We start from the raw sequence: 22,164 nt of genomic DNA on the forward strand, positions 1-22,164 counted from the left end.
AAAAATGGTGAGTCCTTTTTCTTTTCATAAATAAGCAGAGAGAGGAGAGATTTGGCTGTGAACGATCAAGAAATAATTGAAAAACATAAATTGTTAGATTCTATCTTGCATGTTAACGATGGCTTCATGTGGCAAGATGTGTTACGAGCATTGGGCAGCGGTATTGTAATATCTCTTAGCTGGTTTAATCGAATGCTAGAAACGGTAGTAACCAAAATCATAACACTAAATGACTTTTATAGTACAGGAGCAGTAGGGGAGTTTATGGATAAGGCGCGACCTTTTATTTGGGTCGTGTTTTTTATTGCAATTTTAATACTTGGGTTTCAATTTATGATGAACAAAGTTGAAAAACGCAATGAAGTTCTATTGAATATTGTGTTAGCACTATGTTTTATCGTTATTATTCCTGATTTGATGTCTAATATGAAGGAAATTATCGGAGCTGGAATAGAACAAATTAAACCTGAGAAAGAATCATTAGCTAGCAACATGATTAAAAGTAATGTAGCAGATGTTCTCTATTATGCAGAGAATGATTTTCAATTTTCTAACGGCAGGGGAGATGCCAATACACTACCTCGACCAGAGAATAAAGAAGATGGCTCAGGTACTTCAGATTATACGTATGCCAACAGGTTTTCAGCGAGTTCAGCGCTTTATATACCATTCACACAAAAGCTAGATTTTCATGAGGATGATGGATGGTTATTTAAAGCCGATTGGGTAAGGGGATTAAGTAACTCTACAAAAGAGGTGTTAAAAACAAAATCAGTGCCAACTGGCGTTGGTAATAGTTATCAAGTAGAAGAACTCGCAAAAAATAAGATTAGAGGAACTGAAATTGGGAGAGAAACATACTATCGCTATCACGTCAATTGGTTTACTTTAATTATTTCATTACTTGTAACAAGCTTTGCATTAGCTGTTACAGCGATTAAAATTGGTCGGTCAATTTTTGATTTAGCATTTCATCAGATTTTTGGGGTGTTTATAGCAGCTAGTGATTTGACAGGAGGTCAACGGACAAAAAAAGTGCTTGTTGAAATTGTTAATACCTTTGTAGTAATGGTTGTGATGATTGCTTTACTGCAATTGTTTATTCTTTTTGCGAATTGGGCGAATAGTTGGCGTTATGAAATTGGTACATGGGGTGTAATCATTCTGTTAATTGCAGGAGCATGGGCACTAATCGATGCGCCAGATATTGTACAACGTCAACTAGGTATTGATGCGGGATTGCGTAATGGATGGCAAGCGATGATGGGTGCATATGCTGCGAGTAAAGTAGCTTCAGGAGGCGCAAAAGCTTTAGGGAATGCAGCTAAGAAAACAGCATCTGCGACTGGTGGGGGAATGAATTTTATGCGTAGAATGGCTGAAGGAATGCGGACACCGACGCCAAACGAAAACCATCAACGAAATGGAGCAAGTATACCAAATATGCCAGGTAGTCAAAGTGGGAAGGGGTTAAAGCAAGCTGAAAGTTCAAATCAAGAAAATCAAGCGATGATGGCTACTCCAACAGAAATACCGTCGTCTGCCGAGATTGCATCCGAGGGAGCAATGAATGTTCCGAGAGATACTACCTATACACCATTACCATCTCAGAGTCCTGCAACATCTGGAGAGACTAAACAACAAGGTGAAATAGCTCAAAGCCAGAATACGCAACAGAGAAAAAATACTTTATCAAATGAAGCATCATTAAAGGATCATGCGAGAATTCAGCCAAATACAAATATGCAAAATTCGAATACAACACCCCTAAAACAAGTACCAAATGGTGAACAGCAAGGGATTGCGAAACAAAATAAAACGACAGCAATTCCTATAAATGAAGGTACTGCACCACTTAATAAAACAGGTATAAAAGAAATGCCACCGCAAGAAATAAGCTCGCAAGGTATGGCACATCAAGGAGTGACATCGATACCAGCGAGTGAAGTTGGTATTTTAGGAAATCAAAATGAAAGCAGTACTTCAGCAAATCAAGAAACAGCGGCTTCGCTCGCAAACGCACAACAAAAGGTCGCTGATATTTCTTCAAACAATACGGAAGGTAAAGCAGGTGCTATATCAAAACCACTACAAGATATAGGAAGCAAAGGACAACAAGGTATTCCATTATCAGAAGGAACTAAAGGCGTTAAACCAAAAAATCAAGCGGATAGGAAAATGCCAGCTGCACCACCAATCAATCAAGGGACAAGTTCCGACATGCAACAAGCTCCAACTGTACCAATAAACAATGAAACAGCACCATCTACACCTATTTCAGTTGAAGCAGGTTCAGGAATTCCATATCAGGATCAAGGTCAAAGTGGCCATCAACAGCATGTTGCACAGCGTGCTGATCAGCAAAGTACTGCGCAAAAACAAGTGAATAAGCAATCAAAGTCGAAACAAGCACCTTTTGGGCATCGTCAAGCTGTGCATACGAATACCATCATAGGTGGCAATCGACATGTGCAGGAATTAAAAGAAAGTGTAACGAGAGCGGGGAATAGTGGCTTTAGTCTTGGCCAAAACATTCGACGAGCTACAAAATTTGTTTCACCAAAGAAGAAAAATAATGATGGAGGTAATAAATAATGTACGAAATTCCAAAGGAAATTAAAGCGAAACCTAAATTAATGGGTCTAGAATTAAAGGAGCTAATCATTGTCGGGGTTAGCTTCTTTTTATTTTTAACGATTTTTCGTGATTTAGTACATGGTGTACTAGTAATTCCATATTTAGTAATAGCAAGTGGTACATTGTTTTGGCTTGTTTTACCTTCTGGTAATAACCCAAGGTTGAAAAATTATCAATCGATTCGTTTGTTTTTTCAGCATAAGCAATCTACTTATCATGCATTAGCTGTTCAAAAGGTGTTAAATGAACAACAGTTTGGAGAGGATGGGATGCTGGATGAGCAATGAGGAAGTAAAGCCAATTATTGTCCCTACTTACGCAGAAGAGAAGAAGGCTAAAAAGAAGTATTTTAAATTTTCATCGGGTAGTAAGAAAAAGAAGAAATCTGTTAAAAAAGAGTATGTGTTGCGTAAAACACCTGCTCTTTTGCCTTTTCTTGATATAACAGAGGATTATATATTACTGAAAAACGATATTTATATGGATATTTTGCAAATTACATCGACTGATTTACAGACGTTGACAGAGGATGAATTAAACAGGAATTTATTACTCGAAGCACGCTCTTATCGTAGTTTTGCCCCTAGTTATAAAATTATTGCGCTGAACTTTCCTTCCAACACAGGGCGTCAGCAGCAGTATTGGATGCGTAAAAAAGAACGTGTAACGAACCCGCTATTATTGCGCTTTATTGAACGAAAATTATTTGAATTGCGATTTTTAGAACAAGAACGACCGAATCGAGAGTTCTTTATCTTTTTGTATGCCTCATCGCTGCAGCTATTAGAAGATGTCAAAAATCAGCTCAATAGAGGGATGCGTCAAACTTTTCCGTTACAGTCACTTTCTATCGAAAAACGGCAGGACGTGCTATTCCTATTGAATAACCAAAATTCTAAACTCTGAGAGGAGAGAGATGAATGCTATTAACGAAATCTAAGGAACTCGTATCAAAATTAAAGGGACAGCCCAAACAAAGTGTTGAAGAAACAGAAAAAATAGCAGCGCGTAATAAAAACTATAATTCAGCTTTTCTAGCGGCGATTCAGCCGCAGGGGGGTGTTCAATTTAAGGATAAGTACATTCAAAAAGGCGATGGCTACGAGGCCTGTGTGCACCTTTGGGATTATCCTACGATGGTATCGCCACTTTGGTTAGAGAAATTGTTTTCGATGCGCGATGTTATTGTCACGATGGACGTTGCAACAATGCCGAAGGATGAAACGGTAAGTGCGATTAATAAAAGTATGCTGGAGCAGACAATGCGTTTCTCCAACAGTAAGCAGCAGTCCGAGAAAATGGATGCGCAAAATAGTTATCAGGAATTGGAGCGACTTTATAATGAAATTGCACAGATGGGCGAAGTTGTTAAATTAGTAGATATTCGTTTATTTGTCCATGCGAAAAGTATCCATGAGCTAGAGCTGAAAATTCAAGCAGTCGAAACAGATTTACGTTCCTATGGATTCAAAGGTACGATTTTCTTAAATGAAACAAGTTGGGAATGGCAATCCCTATTCCTTCCTTATGAAGAGCAACAAAAGCTTCCTAACCAAAGAGAAGGTAAAGGTATGCAAGGGTTAACATTAGCAGCAGGGCTACCCTATCATTTTTCAGAATTAAATGATCCAACAGGGAGTTATTTAGGAACCACATTTTCGGGAGGGAATGTGGTTTTTGATCTTTTCCATAAAGACAAACAAAGACGCTATTATAATGCCGTTGTTGCAGGAACGATGGGGGCAGGAAAATCAACGCTCTTAAAAAAATTAACAACCGATAATGCTTGTCGTCAAAATATCATCAGAGGGTTGGATGTAGTAGGTGAATTTGAAACGATTGTCAAAGAGTTAGGGGGGCATTTAATTAGCTTGGATGGCAGTCAAGGGATTATCAACCCCTTACAAATTTACAGACAAGAGGATGTTAGTGGAGAAAAAACAATCCAAAAAAGCGAAGAATTATGCTTCATGCAACACCTTTCAAAAGTGGCCAAGTTTTATCAATTTTTAGCTGGTCAATCTTTAGAAGATATTGAGGAGTTTAAGAAAGTATTACGGGCTTTTTATGCCTCTCTTGGTTTTTTAGAGCGCATTCAACAGGGCGAAAGTGTTTCACTGTTACCAAATGAATCCTATCCCATTTTCAGCGATTTACTAAGCTATGTGCAGCAGGAGCTTTATGAGGACGTTGGTAGACGTGTTATTCGTACAGAGTTGTCCATAGCACGTGCCAATCGCTTAGAGCGTATTGAACTGATTTTGGATAATGTTGTGAATACCTATGGCTATTTATTTAATGGGCATACATCCATTCCTGACTTTACGGATGAGCAAATTATGTTCTTTTCTGTACGTCAGTTAACAAACCTAGAAAAGAATATTTTTAATGCACAAATGCATAATGCACTAACACTTATTTGGGACAATTTGATTCAAATTGGTACGCCACAAATGCGCGCCATGTATGAGGATGAAAACTTCAATATAGATGATGCGGTGCGATTTTTTACTGTTATTGATGAATCACATCGCTTTGTTCATGCAGATAATCCGCTTGCCGTTGATTTTGTACTTGATTACGAACGAGAAGCGCGAAAGTATCTAGGAGGAATTGTATTAGCGAGTCAATCGATTCGAGATTACGCGCCTGATCACGCAGATAATGAAGTTGTTTCTAAAATTCGTAAACTATTTGAGCTAACGCAATATAAATTCATCATGCAGCAGGATGCCAATGCATTAGACGCTATGCGTACTATTTTTGAAGGACAAATATCCGAGAGTGAGTTAGCACAAATACCACAATTGCAGCAAGGGGAATGCTTGTTACTTATTAATGGTGTAGGGAATTTATTGTTTACGGTGGAAGCATCGGATGAAGAAATTGCCCTATTCAGAGGAGGTATGTAACATGAATCGCCCTATGATAGTTAAATTTACTTTACTATTCTGTATTGCATTAGTGATACTAGGACTTCTAATTTATACGCAACTTATAAAAAAAGATGACGAAAATTTAGAATTGGAAAGCGGATATATCTATACAGATTCTGGATTTCCTGAAGAAAAAGAAGATGAGACAGTATTGACAGAGGAGATTAAAGAATCAGATCAAAAAGAAGTCTTACAAAGGACTGACGTCAAAATAGCTGCTGGCGAAGTAGGTAAAGAGAAATTTAAAGAGCTTGATTTTGAAACAATTATTCAACAACGCATCGGGAAAGAAGCGTATAAAATGATTTTACAACAGGCGGAGCAAGCGATGAACCTACTTACTAGTGGTGAAAAGGAGGGATGGGAAGAAATCGCAACACCTTCATTCATTAATCGTATTTATTCAGATGAGGTTCAACTGCTCAGTTACTCAAAAGTCGATTCACTGGAAGTATTTGCGACAAAACAAGTCAATGAAAAAGACATCATCATCGGTTCAATTATTGAGGCGAGAGATGATGTGATGTCGTATCAGCTTATTTTTAGTGAGCAGCAAGGTGTTTATTTAATAGATGAGATTGTTCTTATGTGGAGCAATTAAACAAAGAAGTCTATGTACAAAACTAAGGCTTCTTTTTTGTGAGGTGAAAGGATGTTTTGAAGCATGTTGGAAACTTAATTAAAAAGAAGTTGCTATTGTGGATAGCTAGCACAATAGGCGTAAGTGGAGCTGTTTTCATAGGTATTGCATTTTGCATTATGATGGTCATTTTAGCAATCATGGTAGGCGGTGGTGGGAAGTTTGCATGTGCAGAATTTCAAATCGGGAATATATCACCACATGTAAAAAAATACGAGTATCTTGTATCGAAATATGCAGAAGAGCTAAACATCGAGGAGTATACGCCTCTCATACTTGCTATTATGGAACAAGAATCTGGAGGTAATCCAGATGAGCGTGATCCCATGCAGGCATCTGAAAGTTTATGTGGTTTTATAGGATGTATTACCAATCCAAAGAAGTCAATTCAGCAAGGTGTTGAACACTTTAATTATATGCTACAAAGCGCAAATGGAGATGTTTTTCTAGCCCTTCAAAGTTATAACTTTGGTTCAGATTTTATTAAATTTGTTCGTACTGAAATGGGGGTGGATGCTGTCTATGAATTTAACATAAAATTCGAAGACGGAAAAGAAACATATGATATGGCGATTAAGTATTCACAAATAGAATATAAATTTCAAGTTTTAATTGGGAATGGTCATTTATATAAATGTTCACGAGAAGAAGCCAAAATGTACGGTGCATGTTTTGGAGATATCCTTTACGTATGGGCAGTGTTAAATTACGTAGAACGTGGAGTGGGATGTGGAGAGGACTCATTTGGTACTGGCGGAAGAGGGACAGGTGTTCCGAATGCACAAGGATGGATTAAGCCACTAACAGGTAACTATCCAATTACTTCAGGATTCGGTTGGCGTGATTTAGGATATGGCCCAGAATTTCATAATGGTGTTGATTTTGGAGCACCTACAGGCACACCTGTTTATGCAGCGAAGGAAGGTGTTGTTATTTATGTTGTGCCAGCAACAGGTCATTACCCTGATTCATTCGGAAGTGTTATTTTCATCGATCACGGTGAAGGAGTTGTTTCGATATATGCTCATTTAAGTGCAACTCATGTACGTGTGGGACAAAATGTTGAACAAAATCAACCAATTGGCAATGTAGGTAGCACAGGACGTTCAACAGGGCCACATTTACATTTTGAAGTGAGGGTAAACAATCAACCAACAAATCCATTACTGCTAATTCAGTAAATATAGAAGGGAGATATGTTGTTGAAAAGTAAAATAAATCGAGGATTTGAAAACTTCTTTTATAGAGCGTTTATCATCGTAATCACTCTAGGTTTTCTTCTTTTTTTTACATCTAAATTGTGGCTCTATGATGATAACCCAATTAAGCAAACGCCATTTAATAGAGATATCGCAGGGCTAGAACAAACAACACTTGTACTAAAGAAGTGGCATTACAATCCTGACAAACTCTTAATGGAAGTAATGCTTGAAACAAAACATACAGGTGCAGATCAAGTAAAGCCTACATTTGCTTTTGCTGCAAAAGCATCTCAGACACTGGAGGTTTATCCAGTAGAAATTGTCTATCAACAAAATAATCAATATGTTTTGCACATTTCGCAAGTCCCAGAAGATTACAAAGTAATCGGTGTATTTGTGAAAGAATTGCGAGATCCTAAAATACTTGAGAGTACCGCAAGAGATCAGCTTTTAGCAGAGAAAGGTTCAATTGATGAATCGATTGAATTAGAATTACCGAAGCCAAAAGAAAAAATTATTGTGGGTGATTATCGTGAAATACAGCTAGATAAGACCCTAGATGTTAAAACAAAATCAGCATATCAAGTAGAGTTTATTTCACTTGAAATCGCACAGATTGACCGACAAATTACAACACTTGAAACACAGCAATTACCATTACAAGATGAAATTATCTCATCGATAAAAAATGAAATTACCCAACTTGAAAGTGAATTAGTTTATAAAACAGATGATGAAAAAGATGAGGTACAGCAGCAGATTGCAAAGAAAAAAGTAGCGATTGAAAATGTATTGGAGAAGCAAGAACATTATGAAAAACGCATAGAAGAACTGCAACAAAAACGTGAGAAGTTGCTCGAAAAGATGGAGAAAATTCAGCAAAAAGAGTAGTTGGTATGTATATATTTTGTATATATTAGACCCAATTATTGGGGTTTTGTGTATATATTTCGTATATATTTCTCAATTTTTATGCTAACAAGGAAACACTAGGCACTGCCTAGTCCCACAGCCCTGCTGGGGGCAGTTTCCCCTTATGCTCCTTCTTTTTTTCAAAGCACTGTTGGTCTTACTGTGTGAACGATGATTTTACTCAAACGAAAGTGGGTTTACAACATGGCAGGACAAGATATTTTTGTACGTAAATTAGATCATATGATTGTTGCGAAATTGAATCAAAATGCAAAGAAAAAAGGGATATCAAGAGAAGCATATTTACGGCTGTTGTTAACGAATTTAATGACGATGGATAGTCAAGTTAATCTTGAACGAACATATGAAGAGCTGCTGATGTGGAATGCGCGTTTGTTGAAAGAAGTAACGAATGGTCAAGAATCTTTAACAATACGAATGGCACAATTAGAGAGAGTCCTACAAGAACTAGTCCAACTAGGAAGGGAGCTGCAGGATGGAGATAAAAGTTAGAAATGTTGATGCACTTGTAGTTAAGAAATTAGATGCATTAGCAAAGAAGCAAGGCCTATCGAGAGAGGCTTTTCTAAGGGATAAGCTAAATCAACTAGCACATGAAGGTTTGCGTAGAAAGCAAACAGAAAGGGTTGAAGAATTATTCGAAAAAAATATTGAAAGTTTGCAAACCATTTTGTTAGAGCAAAATAAGTTTTCGGAAAAGCTTCATGCTATAGAATCGGTTCTGTTGACAGCATTAGAAGTAGATGTGTCAGAAATAGACCAGCTATTTGCTATTCAAAAGGAGATGGAATAAGTGGTACAAAAACAGGGGAAGTATTACCGCTTTTCAGAAAAAACATTACAACAATTAGAAGAATTGAAACATCGCGATGGTGGAAGCTATACATCTATTTTAGAGAGCGCTGTGGAACAACTCTATCTAAAAACGTACACACAAAATGAAATGTTGCTAGGTGAAATTGAACGTTTGCTAGATGTGAAAATGAGTGAACTTTTGATGCCAGATTTGAAGCGCTTAATAGTTATAGGAAATGTATTGGATCGTAACATCCAGATGCAAATGGAGTTTTGGAATCATGAGTTTGTCATGTCCGCTGCAAAAGGGCTTGGTTCAACAGATAAACATTTAAGTGCACCATTCCGAGAAGCACAAGAGTTAATTAAACAACGTATTGCACATAACCGACAAAAGAAGTTGGATAAAGAAGCGAAAAGGGTATCTTCCAGTAATCAAAGTAATTAATCTTTAAGTATAGAAAAACGAGAAGGCTTGCTATGGTTAAATTAGCGAGCCTTTTCAATTTTGTGGGAGGTTGATGAACTTGACTCCAGGTGTAGTTTTGAACAGTCAGTTTGTAATGCCAGGAAGTAAGGAATATAGCGAATTTGTCGGTTACATTGATCGGGATGCATCAAAAATAAAGGCAGAATTATCATTTAAGAGTGAAGTGTTTGCAGAAGATGCCGAATTTTCGATGGTCTTTGCAAGTTATTTGGACTATGCAGGAGATGAAAAAAAGCAGGGCTCGTTGTTTACAAAGGATGCAGATTTATTAGATAAGCAAGGGCAAAAACAATTGAAACAGTCCTTTGAGCTCGCCCAACAAAACGGCTCTCCTATGTGGCAGGATGTAGTGAGTTTTGATAATGCTTGGTTACAAAAATTCAACATGATGGATGCGAATACAGGAGAAGTGGATGAAGTGAAAATGCGAAGTGTAATCCGAGATGCAGTGACAGAAATGTTGCGAGCTGAGGACATGGCAGACACGGCTGTTTGGACGGCTTCCATTCATTACAACACCGACAATATCCATGTGCATATTGCTACCGTTGAACCAATACCTACTCGTCCATTAAAGTACATGAAAGAAAAAGAAAAAGTCTTTAATGCAGAGACTGGCAAACACGAATATCAACCTACAGGGCGCTGGTCATTGCAACGTAAGGCAGGACGCAAACCTAAATCAATTAAGGAAATGAAAGCGAAAGTTGCTAACATCATTGCCAATCGTGATAAGGAATTCGAACTGATTGACCAGTTAATTAAAGGAGCAAGAAAAGAAAAAGAAAGGCGAGATATCAGTTTTTCAAGCTATCGCAAAACTAGCAAATTATTTCAACAGGCGCTACAGAAATTACCACAAGATACTACACAGCCACAGTGGAAAAAGCTTGGTTATAATTCACAGGCTATGAGTGAAGTAAAGCCTTATATTGATGAAATTATTGATATTTTCATCGAGCGTTTTTATAAAAAAGAAATGCAAGAGCTACATCAACGTTTAGATGAAGAAGTTGAAGTGATGAAAACAAAATATGGTGATGGGAGTCAAGCTAAAAATTATAAACCTAATCAATTAGCAAAATTAAGAAGCGCGATGGGGAATGCTATTTTGGCAGAGTTGCGTGAATATCAAAGAGAGCAAGGTCGCAAAACTTATGATAAAAATCGAAATACACCACTGCGCTATCATTTTGAACGCGCTTCTGACTTACATCGTGCATTGAACCAATTAAGTTATCGGTTACGAAAGACATATCAAGATTATCAAAAAGACCGTAATTTAGAGGAATTTGATCGAATGTTAGATGGATATGAGCGTTAGTACACAAAGAACTTATCTTTTGAAGATAGGTTTTTTTTCATTGATTAAAAATAACAAGGAGGAACAGAACAATGATGCAACGTCGGGAAGCTTTTAAACAAGCACTAAGAGAATTACTAGAAGATGATGAGGGGTTATCTGCAGGACAAAGTCACGAGGTCATTTATAAAATTGATGATTTAACGGTTTATGGTGAATTTTATGATGGTATTCGGAGCATCGACCACAATTTTTTACGCTTAGATGACGTAAGCTGGGAGGAACTAATTGAATGGGGTACGGTTGTTGTTCCAGAAACATGAACGTATATCAGTGATGAAATTATGCCTGAGTTCGAGGCATTGGGTTTTAGTAATTTACCAACAGGAAGCAATCATCTTGTTGGTAAGAAAGAATTAAAACGTAAAAAAAGCATAGAATATGAACGCTAAGAAAACGCAGTGAATCGGACTTGCGTTATTTTTATTGTCTTTTTTAGATAGGGTTTATAAAGAAGGGAACGATATAATTGAAACTGCACAATACAGTATTTGCATTTATTAAAGAATTGGAGCGTGATTGCGTTATACTTCAAGCAAATGGACAAGAGGTCAAGGTAGCGTTAGTAGAGGATAATCGACAATTGCTTTTTGAAGCAATCGAGCAAGGGACATATATTGTACCGTTCAATACAGTAAGCCAAGAGATAGTGCTAGATATTCGCTCGCTTCAGTGAATAAAAAAACCGACTTTGTACTGGTGAAAATTTTGATATAATGATTATAGAGAAGCAGAATCCTGTGGAGGTGTTTTGTGATGACAAAGCAAAAACGATATGAGGATATGAGTATTGAAGAATTGAAGCAAGCGATTAGGGAAATGGAAAATAAAATGGGCTATACACCGAGGAAGCTTAAAACAGGAGAAGACGGTGCTCTGTTACTTGACCCGAATAATCCCCATGACCGAGAATGGTATGAAAACGATGAGGACTATAGCCTCTAAATAAAATAAAACAATAAACAGAGAATTCATCTTTAACAGATGGATTCTTTTTTTGTTGGAAAGGAAAGTTTTTATGAATGAAGAAAAACAGATGTCAGAGAAGAACAATACAGGCTTTCAAGAAGGCGATATTTTCTATGCATACGTTCATTTTATCGATGATATTGATCAAGGAAAAGAGAGACCTATTGTAGCCATGAAAGACCAGGATACAGATACTTGGAAAGCTTTTAAAATAACGAGTCGCATTGAAAAGAAGTTAAATCATAAATATGGTTATTTAATGGAGGACTGGGCAGAGTCAGGTCTAACAAAGCCTTCCATCATTAAATGTGACTTACAAAGTGTATATGATATTGATCCTAATAATATTATTCGAAAAATTGGTGATTTAACAGAGCGTGATTTAAAGGGGCTTCTTATGAAAATTGTAACAGTGCGTGAAATTGAATATCGTCGCGAACGGCAAAAAATACATGAAGCCGAGCGATAGGACAAGCCAAAAGTGGAGAGTCTTTTTAACAATTAGAGGGGGTATAAGGATGTCAATTGAGGCACAATCTGTAAAACATAAATTAATTATAAAAAACGCCGAGAAACCTTTGACAGAACGCGATGAATATGAACTGGCAGAAATCGTGGTTACAAATGGGTTTAATCAAAAGGAACATATCTATACTGTTTGGTGTGACGAATCGACATTTGTAGATCCGATTGAACTAGGCGCTTCTTATATATTTTTATATGAAATGGAAAGTTTTCAAGGTCATTTAAACCTATTAAAAGAGAGTAGAGAAGAGCTAGCAGAAACATTCCCTTCAAATCCCTATGCTATTGAAGATTTCATGGTAATAACAAAGCCACTTGAGCGAGCATTAAGAAGCAATCAATCATTTTTAATGGAAATTCCAGATGAACACATCAAACATAGCTTTCTACATCTTTTGCTTGTAGAGAGTGAGGCAGTGGACATAACATATAAAGCGCATAGCGGTGAGTTAACAAAGAAAGATTTAATCGATTTAGGGAGGCTGGTTGATCAAGGAGAAAATCAATACCAATTAGGTTTTTATGAAGATGCTTTTTGCTATTTACAACAGTCTATTGAAGAAATTCTGAAAAAGGAGAAAGTCAAAGTATTTGAAAGAGCCTATCTGAAGCAAGCTTTTTCTACTTTACAGTTAGATTCCTTAATTCATCAAATCAGAAAAGATATAAATTTTGAAAGATAATTATGATGGGATTCACCAAAAATGGTGAGTCCTTTTTCTATACAAAAATTAAAGGTGGTTATAAAAATGAAAATAGTTATTTTAGCAGAGAAACCAAGTCAAGCGAAGGCGTATGCTGAAGCATTTGAAGTTGCTAGCCGTGAAGGTACACATATTACATTAAAGCCAAGTATTACGTTTCCTAAAGGAGCTATCATTACATGGGGAATTGGTCATTTAGTGAGCCTAAAGATGCCAAACGAGTATAAAGAAGAGTGGAAAACATGGAATCTAAAGCATCTACCAATTTTTCCAGAGGAGTTTGCGTATAAAGTAGATGATAGCAAAAAAGCACAGTTTAATGCTGTGAAAAAATTATTTAAAGAAGCAGATTTATTAATCAATGCTTGTGATGTGGATCGTGAAGGCAGCAATATTTTTTATAGCATCTATGATATGGTAGGCGTGAAAAAGCCTGTCAAACGTTTATGGATTAATTCACTGGAGGCAGATGAGGTACGAAAAGGCTTTGCAAACCTACAAAATAATGAAAAGGATTTGTTAATGTACCAGGAAGCAAAAGGTCGGCAAATTAGTGATTGGTTGGTCGGTATGAATGCCAGTCAATTATATAGTTTATTGCTGCAGGATAAAGGCTTGCAGATTGCTTTATCAGTCGGACGTGTACAAAGCCCACTATGCTATTTAATCTATCAACGACAAAAGGAAATTGCTAATTTTGTATCAAAACCATTTTTTGAGTTAATCGGCGAATTTAAAGCTGCAAATGGTGTATATAAAGGCAAAGCAAAAAATATAAAATTTGATACATTGGAGCAGCTGCACATGCTTTTAGCAGAAAAAGCAGCTGTTTTAAATAGTGAAATACCAGGTGTTATTTCATCGGTAGAGAAGGAAGAAAAACGTACAAAATCACCGAAACTTCATTCTTTGTCTACGCTACAAACTGTTGCGAATAAAAAATGGAAATACAGTCCTGCGAAGGTTTTAGAAGTGATGCAGTCGCTTTATGAAAAAAAGATTGTCACATATCCACGTACTGATACGAATTTTATTACAGAAAATGAATTTGCTTATTTGGTTACGAACCTTGATGCATACCAAAAGCTTGCTCGTGTAGAGTTTAAAGGAAAAACAGCACCAAGTAAACGCTTTGTAGACAATACAAAGGTACAGGAGCATTATGCCATTATTCCAACCAAAACTGTGCCAACTGAATCACAGCTTCATGCTTTAACAACAGAAGAGAAAAATGTTTATCAGGAAGTGCTACTCACAACGTTAGCAATGTTTCACAGTGATTATGTCTATGAAGAAACGAAGATTACCATGCTTGTGCAAGATATAGAATTTGAAACGGTTGGAAAAGTTGAAAAAAGCAAAGGGTGGAAAGCATTATTTTCTAGTTTGCAGGAAGCGACAGAAAAAGCAACCGAAGATATAATTCTTCCAGGTGTTTTCATAGATGAGGAAGTATCAAGTATGTTAACGGAAAAAGAAGGTCGTACAAGCCCACCAAAACCATATACCGAAGGGGCATTGATTAACTTGATGAAAACCGCGGGGAAAATGGTAGAGGATGAGGCAGATTCTGAGATTTTAAAGGAAGTGGAAGGAATCGGAACAGAAGCCACACGTGCCAGCATTATCGAAACAATCAAAAAGAATGGCTACATTGACATTCAGAAAAACATCGTACACATCACTAAAAAAGGTGAGCTTCTTTGTGACGCGATTGAAGGAACCTTGCTTGCCAGCCCAGCGATGACAGCTAAATGGGAAAGCCACTTGAAGAAGGTTGGTAAAGGGGAAGCAACCACAGCTAAATTTGTTGAAAATACAAAGCAATTTATTCAGGAGTTATTACAAGCTGCGCCACAGAAAGTAGCTCAATTAAAAATTGAAGCTCCTGTAGCCACTAAACCTACAGGGCTGGGTACATGTCCAAGCTGTGGAAAAGGAAGCATGATGGATCGCAAAACCTTCTTAGGGTGTAGTGAGTATCGGAATGGCTGTAAGTTTTCAATTAACAAGGAAATCGCAAAGAAAAGATTAACGGAGAGGCAGTTAGCGGATTTGATTGCAAAAGGCTCTACAGGGATTATTAAAGGTTTTACAAGTAAGGCTGGGAAGAAATTCAATGCTAGGTTAGTAATAAAAGAAAATAAAATATCATTTAAGTTTGTCTAATTGTATCAATTTATACTTCATTAACATTATTTTTATTGAATTATACCATGCTAGCACGGTAAACAATTTCTCAATTAGCGGTGATAAAGAAAATACGTAAATACTTAAAGCTTTAATAAAGAATCGCTATTACTAAATATGTAAAAAAGATAGTCAAATATTAATGGATCAGATATAATTAAGAAAATTTAAATTTATTCTAAATGGGGTGAGGGATTGTGCATACTGAAGTTTTAAAAATAGATGAATTTACGTTTGAAGAACCTTTGACTCTACCTAGGGAAATAAAAAATGAATTTAAAAGAGATAGTGTTATAAATAGTATAAAATCAAAATTGAACGAAAAAAATGCAGTTGTTGTTTTAGTTGGTGATAAGTTTACTGGCAAAACGACTATTTTAAAGCAGTTTTATCAAGAGTTTGTTTATCAAACTGCTGCATACTTTATTCAAGGAGATAAGTATAAGGATAGGGTGGAATTTATTTTTAGTGATTTATGTAAACAATTACTAAGAATGTGTTCTGAAAAAGTACAAAATAAAATAAATATAAATGATTTAGACGACTATAATAGAGATAGAATAATAGATGCTTTTGGGAAAATATATAGTGACTTATGTATACAAGCAAAAAGAAATAAAAAATTTTACTATATCATATTTGATGGGATAGAAGAACTACCTGAGGATGTAGCTAATGAAATTCTAGCATATTTACCTTCGGGAGATACTAATGGGGTATATGTAATTTTAAGTATAAATACCAATTCTAATTTAGGTATTAGTGGTAATTATGTTACGTTAAATGTTTTAAATTTTTCACTAGCAGAAACACAGTATATACTTCAAGAATATGTTGATGATACAAATTTAATTAAAAGAATACACCAATTTTGTAATGGTTTACCTGCATATATAAATGATTTTTGTGTTAAAATCATCAACGATCCACAATTTATAAGTAGTGAATCTTTTGAAACCTTACCTGAAAACTACACTCAATATATAAACCAAATTTGGGGGGGAATAGATTTTGTTGAAAATGAATTGTTAATCAATATAATTACAGTTTTATTATTTGCACCCGAAAATATTAACTTAAATGAATGTGTAGAGATTTTTAATATTACCGAAGATGATATACTGTATATAATTAAAGATAATGACTTTATAAGAAGTGAGAATGGTTCAATATTTATACCTCAAATTTATTCAGAATTTTTAAAATCAAAACTTGCCGATAAAAAATCTTATGCCACTGGGTTATTAGTCAAGTTTTATGAAAATCAAAGCCTTACTGACTCAAAAACAGTTACATTTTTATCAGAGCTATATAAGGAAGAAAATAATTATAGCAAACTTAGAGAACTTATGACGTTACAAACAATAAATTTAAATTTAGAGCAATTGAATGAAACAACATCAATAAGGAAAAGCTTAGGTTTGCTTTCTGAAATGAGCTTTTATGAAGAAGATTGGGCAACATATCAAAAATCTATTGTAACAGGAGGAATTATGCTGGAAATTAAGCAGACACCTCCGTCATTAGAAAGTGAAATAAAAATCTTATCAACACTAAAAAAGTTCAATGAAGCTATAAAAATGACTTATATGTGCTCTTTAGAAGATGATAGAGCTTATTTACTTTCAATTATTTGTAGAGCACTTACTAAAAATGGAGAGACAATACCAACTTATGTTTTAGAAGGCATTAATACTTTTGTAGATAAAATAGACATAGCTTCAGATTTAAGTGAGGATTTAATAGAAAAACTTGTTAGTATTAGTACCAATATTTTCTCCGCAGATATGCAACTAGCATTAAGTATTATAAAAAAAATTGTAGAAAAAAGCTCTACAGATGTTTCAAAAGAAAAGTTAATGGACTACTTATTGCTTAAATTATTTTTAAAATTAAGTGATGATAGTGCTGAAAATAGTGGGATTGAAGAAATAATGGGAGCAATAGATGATAGTGAGATAAAAGATATTATTAACATAGCAACTACTACAAATGCTCAAAGTTTTTCAAAGGTGAGAAGTAAATTAGAAGTTATTAATGATGCTTCTGCTAAAATGTTTTACTTGATAAATTGGTGTATTAATCATAAAACACATAATGAATTGTTGGATGTAGTAGAATATACTTTAAATTTATTTGAAGATAAAGTGAACCACACTCTTACATTAAAAGATTTAAGATATTTAGTTGAAACACTTGAAAATAGAAATGAACTTGAGAGAATAAGTGAAATTATAAACAAAGTTGAAAAAGTAAAAGACAGTTTGAATTCCAGACTAAAAAAAGAATATGTGAAATTGGAAATATCTTTAAGTAAACTTGAAACTAAAATTGAACTTGCCAAAGCTCAAAATCGGTTTTTAGAATTAATAATTTTTATTGAATCTATTAATGAATTAGATATAAAATGCTTAGGTATTATATATTTGTTACAAGATGGACAGTATATAATGAATGATGAATTTGAAAGTTATTATGATGAACTAAAAAATAAGTTTAATGCAGACTTTAATCGAATGTTATTACAATCAGCAAACCATTATGAGATTTCTCAAGAAATCTTTTTTGAATTAGCAAAAATAGAAATTGATTTAGCCATGATTTTCTTTAGCAAAATAAATACTGAAAAAAATCGATTCCGTATTTTTCAACAAATAATAAAAGCCAAAGTACAAACAGGAAACTATACAAGTGACATATTAGATTTAATAAATAGACTATTTCACGATGAAGGTTATAAAGATTTTTTGATATTTAGATTAGTATATTTATTAGCTGATAACGATTATTTATTGAGTGAACAGGAATTGAAAAAAATAAAAAGCTTGATAATGAAAATCAAATTAACACAAAACAAAATAATATCTTATTCTTATTTATTTAGAATTTCATATAATTATGAACAGATTTCAATTAATATTTATGAAAGAATAGAAAAACATATTAAAGAATTGAGCCTCTATGAAGATAAGCAGAAAATTGTATATTATGTAATTCAAAACTTAAATTTAAAAGATTTCAACCTAGCTTGCAGAACATATAACTTAATAAAAAATGAAAATGGTTCAAAATCTCTATTAGATAAGCGTTTAGACAATATACACTTGCATTTAATATCATTTTTAATTAAATCATTACCTAAAATGGATAATAGCCTTAATATCCAATTCTATATTAAAATTATTTGTTCTAATATAGACCGCTGTGATTCAATTATTCAACAAGCTAGATTATATAATGAACTAGGATTAAAGCTAATTGAGGCTAATCATGTAAATTTTTTAGAAGATTTCATTATAAAATATATAGAAATATTTAAATTAATAGAAAATAACTTTACTATTTTATTTGAATTGTTGGAAAATAGTGGTGAATTACTATATTTAAAAAACGAGAATTACTATTTTGAATTATTAAATAAAATATCTTATAGAGAAATAAAAGAAAAAAGTATTCTGAATATTGTATCGTATTTAGCTACTCAAAAAAGTGCAAGAGAATTAGTTGATTTAGAAAATCTAGGACTTAGCATAAATCTTGAAAAAGCTAAGAAAATTGTTGCATTAATAAAGATGTTAAAAGTAGATGCAAATGTTAGTGTGGCTTTGAAAATATTTATTCAAGTATTGGAGAATTCTATTAAAAGAAGTGAATATTCTATAAGGGAACTTGAGGCATTAAATTTTTACAAAGACATTATTTTATATCTGGAAGAGATATTGCCAGATACAATTAATATCCAACATAAAGGATATATTATTTTATGCAAAGCTCTATTCAGTAAATTTAGAGGCCTAAACTTAAGAAATATAACCGTAAAAAGGGGATTACCTTCTCCTGAAGAACTTTATAAAGAAGCAAAGGTAATCGATAATATCTCTGATAAAATATTTGTTTATTGTTATATTGCACACAATAGTTATAAAGAAAATCAAACATTAGCCTTAACAATTCTTGAAGAGGCTCAAACAGAGTTAGAAAAAATAAAAAATCATATTGACAAAGTTGATCGAGCAGAATTAATTGCATCCACTTATCTTAAAATAGGCAATAAAAATGCTGCTGAAAGCATTATTCATAATATTTTTGAGATGATAAAAAAGCAAAATTCGCAGAGTTTTGAATCGGAGAATAATTATGAGAACCTTATAGAGTTGGCCTATCAAATCAATCCGCAATTTGCTCAAACTCTAAGCAAAAACCTGGATTCACCACACGAAAGTATAGAAGTAAGTAGGACGTTACAAGCAATGAATTACTTTACTACACCATCAAAAATTAAAGAGTCAAGAAAAAAGATACCTAACAAATCATTAAAATCCTTTTATATTAAAACTTTACAATCACTTAATGCTGGACGGGGACATATTCAAACAGAAAAATTGATAATGGAAACAATTAGTAAAAATCATATGCAAGATTTAGAATTGACTTTTTTAGGATTAGAGTGGTATATAGAAAATTTAAATCGAAGTAACAATCATACCTCAAATTTGATAAATGTTTTTAATGTTCTTCAAGAAATAATCGATTTTTTATTTGGATTAGATTCTTTTGTAATTAATAATAGCGAATTAAATCCAAAGATAAGGAAGTTATATTCTCTATTTAATAATAATTTCACGGATAACTATGTAGCAGGAGAGGGACATAAAGCAAAAAGAGATATTATAAACTGGATAAATCAAAATGCAAAAGAATCATTAATCATTTACGATCCCTATTTTTCAAATAAGGAATTAGATATATTTTTAGAAATTCATTTAAAAGAAAATATAGATATTATATGTACACATAAAACAATTGATAGGTTATTATTGAAAGAAATGTATATTGATGAATGGACTGATATAAGTAACCAATCACCACCAATAATTCATTTTAATGTTCTTACATCAAAAGATGGGGTCACACCAATTCATGATAGATATATTGTGGGAGATAATATATCCTTACAATTAACAACATCTATTAATGGCTTTAATACTAATGATTTTAAAATAACAGAGTTAACCGAAGAACAAACCGAAGATATAAAAAATAATGTTATTTATAGAACTTTAAATTCACCGCCTAAAAATCATAGAAATCTCACTATTACTACACATAAATTTTATTTAGAATAAATATATAAACAATCCAAATTACACTATACAATAAAAATTACATCAACTATTTGGGGAATAGAATTCAAAGCGAAACTTTTCAAGCAAGGCTGAAATTCAAACTACAAGAAACATGACTTTTGAAGTACAACCCACTTAAAAAATATTTTAACATTGTGCCCTTTCACATTTTAGTGAAGGGGCTTTTTTAATGATATAGCCAATTATAAGTTAGAAAGTTTGCTCATACACATGCCGCCAAGCATATTATTTTATAATAGTAGCCCCAAATTAGCCCCAAACTCTTGCATCCCTATGCACTGTTTTGCAAACGTGAAAAATTAGAAATACCTCTAAACCCTTGATATAACAACGATTTTACTTTTACCATACACTATGTTACAATGTATTTATGCTATTTTAGGTAGCATGTAGATAAATTGGCATTCTGCTAGTGATTTTTGAAGATACTTATTCACACTGGCGCACGCTAAAGGGCTGCAAGGACGTAGTAGCAGGTTGGGGCTACGTTGCTTAGGTTAGAAAGTTTTAGTGGGATTTTACCGCGGTTACGGATAGAAGAAATAAATCACTTCTACAATTATATAAGATTCCCCAGACGATTGGGTTGAGACATATTTATTTTACAAGTTACCTATTAAATACTAAAGGGGCATCTTCTATTTGAGGATGTCCCTTGTCTAATTTACAGAAAAAGCCACGCAAAATTTGCGTAGCTCTTGAAAAAATTAGTCGGTGATGCAAAGAGATGTTAAGTAACCTAACATTAATAATAAGCCGATACCGATGGCGATTGTACCCATAAGAATGTGCCTCCTTTAACTACAATGCATATTTACACTATTTATTGTACAATGAATAACAAAAAGATGGAACCTTTTTAGCGATAAAACGTACAGATAAGTATAGATGAAAACATGATTTATACATAATTTGAGGGTGATAACAATGAAAAAGTGGTTGCAAAAAATATTTGTTGTATCTGTTGCATTTTTAACTTTTGGGGTAATTAACCCTAACCATGAAATTTGGAATAACTTCGAAGATGATTTAAAGCCTAATCGTTTACAAGAGCCTAGTGCCAATGATATTTCTTCTGCAATCCAGCTCGATACATTACTTTATGAGGAAAACTCCTCGCTTGCACAATCGTTAAAAGGTGCTGCTAAAACGCAATCTTACATAAAGTTTGGCCCACGCATTGCTGAAAAAATTGGGGATGAGTTTGAGGCGCGTATTTTCCCTAAAATAGAAGAAGCCATTGACATGACTCTGGCACGCTTAGATGATGACAAAATCCAATACTTAATGATTACAGAAAATCCGAGTGGTGATTATGCAGAGCGAATTTTTAATATTCGTGAGCGGGGAAGTAGAGTCGATTTAATTCGCTTCCATGTACGCACTGAAAATCGCCCAAATGAGGGCTTCTACTATAATTTCCACTACCATACGAAAGAAGATAACTTCGCTGTGCATTATAATTTGGGAGAAATATACTGGTCGAAGGACACGCCGCCTAAATGGTTGGCTTAATATTTGTAAAGGATGTGTCTGAAGATTTGTTTTGAGACATTCCCTTTACCACAAGTTCAATATTTTATGTGCCGAAAGCGAAGCGATAGGTACAAGAGTTTTTTAATAAATACTTAAT

19 protein-coding genes are annotated in these 22,164 nt (G+C 34.1%); all 19 read left to right on the top strand.

Annotated features, from left to right (window positions below; genetic code table 11):
• Positions 1–57: 57 nt before the first annotated feature.
• The 19 genes from C9J36_RS07255 to C9J36_RS07345 all read left to right on the top strand — a co-directional run bounded on the left by C9J36_RS07255 (position 58) and on the right by C9J36_RS07345 (position 22,046).
• Positions 58–2,595 (top strand): pLS20_p028 family conjugation system transmembrane protein, encoded by a 2,538-nt coding sequence (locus C9J36_RS07255; RefSeq protein WP_107942661.1) that lies wholly within the window; start codon positions 58–60, stop codon positions 2,593–2,595.
• A complete protein-coding gene (locus tag C9J36_RS07260; RefSeq protein ID WP_066163364.1) occupies positions 2,595–2,924 on the top strand; it encodes a DUF5592 family protein in 330 nt (109 codons plus the stop codon). Before C9J36_RS07255 ends, C9J36_RS07260 begins: the two co-directional genes overlap by 1 nt.
• Positions 2,914–3,543 (top strand): TraC-like domain-containing protein, encoded by a 630-nt coding sequence (locus C9J36_RS07265; protein ID WP_107942662.1) that lies wholly within the window; start codon positions 2,914–2,916, stop codon positions 3,541–3,543. The genes C9J36_RS07260 and C9J36_RS07265 overlap by 11 nt, the downstream gene beginning before the upstream one ends.
• A gap of 14 nt (positions 3,544–3,557) precedes the next feature.
• A complete protein-coding gene (locus C9J36_RS07270) occupies positions 3,558–5,549 on the top strand; it encodes a VirB4 family type IV secretion system protein (protein ID WP_066163360.1) in 1,992 nt (663 codons plus the stop codon).
• 1 nt (position 5,550) lies between these two features.
• Positions 5,551–6,174 carry a hypothetical protein gene (locus C9J36_RS07275; RefSeq protein WP_066163359.1) on the top strand — a complete coding sequence of 208 codons (624 nt, stop codon included), beginning with the start codon at positions 5,551–5,553 and terminating at the stop codon, positions 6,172–6,174.
• A gap of 56 nt (positions 6,175–6,230) precedes the next feature.
• On the top strand, positions 6,231–7,394 hold the full coding sequence (locus C9J36_RS07280) for a lysozyme family protein (RefSeq protein ID WP_107942663.1): 1,164 nt from the start codon (positions 6,231–6,233) through the stop codon (positions 7,392–7,394).
• A 21-nt stretch (positions 7,395–7,415) separates the two neighbouring features.
• Complete coding sequence (locus C9J36_RS07285) at positions 7,416–8,306, top strand: hypothetical protein (RefSeq protein ID WP_153061595.1); 891 nt, start codon at positions 7,416–7,418, stop codon at positions 8,304–8,306.
• Between the two features lie 225 nt (positions 8,307–8,531).
• The gene (locus C9J36_RS07290; protein ID WP_107942665.1) at positions 8,532–8,840 is read left to right on the top strand and encodes a hypothetical protein; all 309 of its coding nucleotides are present in this window, start codon (positions 8,532–8,534) and stop codon (positions 8,838–8,840) included.
• A complete protein-coding gene (locus C9J36_RS17210; protein ID WP_153061596.1) occupies positions 8,824–9,141 on the top strand; it encodes a hypothetical protein in 318 nt (105 codons plus the stop codon). Before C9J36_RS07290 ends, C9J36_RS17210 begins: the two co-directional genes overlap by 17 nt.
• Positions 9,142–9,591, top strand: a complete 450-nt coding sequence (locus C9J36_RS07300) for a hypothetical protein (RefSeq protein ID WP_107942667.1) — start codon at positions 9,142–9,144, stop codon at positions 9,589–9,591.
• A 73-nt stretch (positions 9,592–9,664) separates the two neighbouring features.
• On the top strand, positions 9,665–10,957 hold the full coding sequence (gene mobP2 / locus C9J36_RS07305; RefSeq protein ID WP_107942668.1) for a MobP2 family relaxase: 1,293 nt from the start codon (positions 9,665–9,667) through the stop codon (positions 10,955–10,957).
• Between the two features lie 71 nt (positions 10,958–11,028).
• Positions 11,029–11,259, top strand: a complete 231-nt coding sequence (locus C9J36_RS17385) for a hypothetical protein (protein ID WP_201261893.1) — start codon at positions 11,029–11,031, stop codon at positions 11,257–11,259.
• A 206-nt stretch (positions 11,260–11,465) separates the two neighbouring features.
• Positions 11,466–11,672, top strand: a complete 207-nt coding sequence (locus C9J36_RS07315; RefSeq protein ID WP_107942669.1) for a hypothetical protein — start codon at positions 11,466–11,468, stop codon at positions 11,670–11,672.
• Between the two features lie 80 nt (positions 11,673–11,752).
• A complete protein-coding gene (locus C9J36_RS07320) occupies positions 11,753–11,941 on the top strand; it encodes a hypothetical protein (RefSeq protein WP_107942670.1) in 189 nt (62 codons plus the stop codon).
• Positions 11,942–12,014: 73 nt separating this feature from the next.
• Positions 12,015–12,434, top strand: coding sequence for a putative type II toxin-antitoxin system PemK/MazF family toxin (locus C9J36_RS07325; protein ID WP_107942671.1), 420 nt, complete (start codon positions 12,015–12,017; stop codon positions 12,432–12,434).
• Positions 12,435–12,483: 49 nt separating this feature from the next.
• Positions 12,484–13,173: a hypothetical protein gene (locus C9J36_RS07330; RefSeq protein WP_107942672.1), complete on the top strand. Its 690-nt coding sequence runs from the start codon at positions 12,484–12,486 to the stop codon at positions 13,171–13,173.
• A 66-nt stretch (positions 13,174–13,239) separates the two neighbouring features.
• The gene (locus C9J36_RS07335) at positions 13,240–15,363 is read left to right on the top strand and encodes a type IA DNA topoisomerase (RefSeq protein ID WP_107942673.1); all 2,124 of its coding nucleotides are present in this window, start codon (positions 13,240–13,242) and stop codon (positions 15,361–15,363) included.
• A 218-nt stretch (positions 15,364–15,581) separates the two neighbouring features.
• Positions 15,582–20,510, top strand: coding sequence for an ATP-binding protein (locus C9J36_RS07340; protein WP_107942674.1), 4,929 nt, complete (start codon positions 15,582–15,584; stop codon positions 20,508–20,510).
• Between the two features lie 948 nt (positions 20,511–21,458).
• Positions 21,459–22,046: a YpjP family protein gene (locus C9J36_RS07345; RefSeq protein WP_107942675.1), complete on the top strand. Its 588-nt coding sequence runs from the start codon at positions 21,459–21,461 to the stop codon at positions 22,044–22,046.
• Positions 22,047–22,164 lie beyond the last annotated feature (118 nt).

Origin of the sequence: Metasolibacillus fluoroglycofenilyticus (assembly GCF_003049645.1) — a bacterium.
Taxonomy (GTDB): Bacteria; Bacillota; Bacilli; order Bacillales_A; family Planococcaceae; genus Metasolibacillus; species Metasolibacillus fluoroglycofenilyticus.

Excerpts from the sequence above, each read along its gene's own strand:
- C9J36_RS07260 (WP_066163364.1), top strand. The coding sequence starts at position 2,595 with ATGTACGAAATTCCAAAGGAAATTAAAGCGAAACCTAAATTAATGGGT.
- C9J36_RS07265 (WP_107942662.1), top strand. The coding sequence starts at position 2,914 with ATGAGCAATGAGGAAGTAAAGCCAATTATTGTCCCTACTTACGCAGAA.
- C9J36_RS07270 (WP_066163360.1), top strand. The coding sequence starts at position 3,558 with ATGCTATTAACGAAATCTAAGGAACTCGTATCAAAATTAAAGGGACAG.
- C9J36_RS07275 (WP_066163359.1), top strand. The coding sequence starts at position 5,551 with ATGAATCGCCCTATGATAGTTAAATTTACTTTACTATTCTGTATTGCA.
- C9J36_RS07290 (WP_107942665.1), top strand. The coding sequence starts at position 8,532 with ATGGCAGGACAAGATATTTTTGTACGTAAATTAGATCATATGATTGTT.
- C9J36_RS17210 (WP_153061596.1), top strand. The coding sequence starts at position 8,824 with ATGGAGATAAAAGTTAGAAATGTTGATGCACTTGTAGTTAAGAAATTA.
- mobP2 (WP_107942668.1), top strand. The coding sequence starts at position 9,665 with ATGAACTTGACTCCAGGTGTAGTTTTGAACAGTCAGTTTGTAATGCCA.
- C9J36_RS17385 (WP_201261893.1), top strand. The coding sequence starts at position 11,029 with ATGATGCAACGTCGGGAAGCTTTTAAACAAGCACTAAGAGAATTACTA.
- C9J36_RS07320 (WP_107942670.1), top strand. The coding sequence starts at position 11,753 with ATGACAAAGCAAAAACGATATGAGGATATGAGTATTGAAGAATTGAAG.
- C9J36_RS07325 (WP_107942671.1), top strand. The coding sequence starts at position 12,015 with ATGAATGAAGAAAAACAGATGTCAGAGAAGAACAATACAGGCTTTCAA.
- C9J36_RS07330 (WP_107942672.1), top strand. The coding sequence starts at position 12,484 with ATGTCAATTGAGGCACAATCTGTAAAACATAAATTAATTATAAAAAAC.
- C9J36_RS07335 (WP_107942673.1), top strand. The coding sequence starts at position 13,240 with ATGAAAATAGTTATTTTAGCAGAGAAACCAAGTCAAGCGAAGGCGTAT.
- C9J36_RS07345 (WP_107942675.1), top strand. The coding sequence starts at position 21,459 with ATGAAAAAGTGGTTGCAAAAAATATTTGTTGTATCTGTTGCATTTTTA.